We start from the raw sequence: 2,162 nt of genomic DNA, 5'->3' as shown, positions 1-2,162 counted from the left end.
CGCAAAGTCAGCGGTCTCAAGACCCCGGATCTGCGTCGTCGTCAGCGCACCAAGCTGGTCGGAGGTCAGAGCAGCCGTCTGGTCAGTGGTGAGGCCGGTCAGCTGGGCCGTCGTCAGACCACGGATCTGCGTGGTGGTCAGCGCCGCGAGATCCGTCGTCTCAATCGCCCCCAGCTGTACCGTCGTCAGCGCACCAATCTGCACCGAGGTCAGACCAACAACCTGGGTCGTCGTCAGCGCAATCAGGTCGGTCGTCTCCAGACCACGAACCTGCGTCGTCGTCAGCGCTCCAAGCTGCGTCTCCGTCAGACCACCAATCTGCGTCACGGTCAGCGCCGCAATCTGCGCCGAAGTCAGCGCCCGCATCTGCGTGCTGCTCAGGCCACCGATCTGCGTCGTCGTCAGCGACCCCATCTGGGTGCTGTTCAAACCAATGATCTGCGCCGTCTGCAGACCCACCAGCTGCTCAGTCCCCAGCGCCGCCAACGTATCCGTCGTCAGCGCATTCAGCTGGGTCGTCGACAGGCCCGGCATCTGGCTGGAAACCAGACCCGCAATCTGCGTCGAGGTCAGCTCGGCAATATCCGTCGTCTCAAGCGCACGAACCTGCGTCGTCGACAGCGCACCGATCAGCGTCGTCGTCAGACCTTCAGCCTGCGTCGTCGTCAGACCGGCAATCTGGGCCGTCGTCAGACTACGAACCTGCGTCGTCGTCAGAACCGCCAGGCCCGTCGTCTCGATCCCGCCGATCTGCGTGGACGTCATCGCCGCCAGCTGGCCCGTCGTCAGAACCCCAATCTGCTCCGTCGTCAGCGCCGCAATATCCGTCGTCTCAAGACCACGAACCTGCGTCGTCGTCAGCGCTCCGACCTGGGTGGTCGACAGCGCGCTGACCTGCGTCGTCGTCAGCGCGGCAATCTGGGCCGAGGTCAGCGAACGCAGCTGGTTCGTCGTCAGATTGCCAATCTGGTCCGTCGTCAGCGCGCCCATCTGGGTGCTGCTCAGGCCCGCAATCTGGCTTGTCAGCAAGCCGGACAACTGCGTCGTCGTCAGCGCAATCACGGCCGTCGTCGTCAGTGCATTCAGCTGGGCCGTCGTCAGACCCGGCATCTGCGTGGCGATCAGGCCTGACAGCTGGGTCGAGGTCAGGGTCGCAAAGTCAGCGGTCTCAAGACCCCGGATCTGCGTCGTCGTCAGCGCACCAAGCTGGTCGGAGGTCAGGGCCGCCGTCTGATCGGTGGTAAAGCCGGTCAGCTGGGCCGTCGTCAGACCACGGATCTGCGTGGTGGTCAGCGCCGCGAGATCCGTCGTCTCAAGCGCATTCAGCTGTACCGTCGTCAGCGCACCAATCTGCACAGCGGTCAGACCAACAACCTGGGTCGTCGTCAGCGCGATCAGGTCGGTCGTCTCCAGACCACGAACCTGCGTCGTCGTCAGCGCCCCAAGCTGCGTCTCCGTCAGACCACCAATCTGCGTCTCCGTCAGCGCCGCAATCTGCGCCGAGGTCAGCGCCCGCATCTGCGTGCTGCTCAGGCCACCGATCTGCGTCGTCGTCAGCGACCCCATCCGGGTGCTGTCCAGACCAATGACCTGCGCCGTCTGCAGACCCGCCAGCTGCTCAGTCCCCAGCGCCGCCAACGTATCCGTCGTCAGCGCATTCAGCTGGGTCGTCGACAGGCCCGGCATCTGGCTGGAAACCAGACCCGCAATCTGCGTCGAGGTCAGCTCGGCAATATCCGTCGTCTCAAGCGCACGAACCTGCGTCGTCGACAGCGCACCGATCAGCGTCGTCGTCAGACCTTCAGCCTGCGTCGTCGTCAGACCGGCAATCTGGGCCGTCGTCAGACTACGAACCTGCGTCGTCGTCAGAACCGCCAGGCCCGTCGTCTCGATCCCGCCGATCTGCGTGGACGTCATCGCCGCCAGCTGGCCCGTCGTCAGAACCCCAATCTGCTCCGTCGTCAGCGCCGCAATATCCGTCGTCTCAAGACCACGAACCTGCGTCGTCGTCAGCGCTCCGACCTGGGTGGTCGACAGCGCGCTGACCTGCGTCGTCGTCAGCGCGGCAATCTGGGCCGAGGTCAGCGAACGCAGCTGGTTCGTCGTCAGATTGCCAATCTGGTCCGTCGTCAGCGCGCCCATCTGGGTGCTGCTCAGGCCCG

Annotated in this window: 1 protein-coding gene; it reads right to left on the bottom strand. The window is 64.8% G+C overall.

Going from position 1 to position 2,162, the window contains the following annotated elements; genetic code table 11:
• On the bottom strand, positions 1–2,142 hold a 2,142-nt coding region (locus CHB97_RS25625; protein WP_371333151.1), incomplete at its 3' end, for a beta strand repeat-containing protein.
• Positions 2,143–2,162 lie beyond the last annotated feature (20 nt).

The organism is Azospirillum sp. RU38E (genome assembly GCF_900188385.1).
Lineage (GTDB): Bacteria > Pseudomonadota > Alphaproteobacteria > Azospirillales > Azospirillaceae > Niveispirillum.
This window is presented reverse-complemented; position numbering and strand designations above follow the sequence as displayed.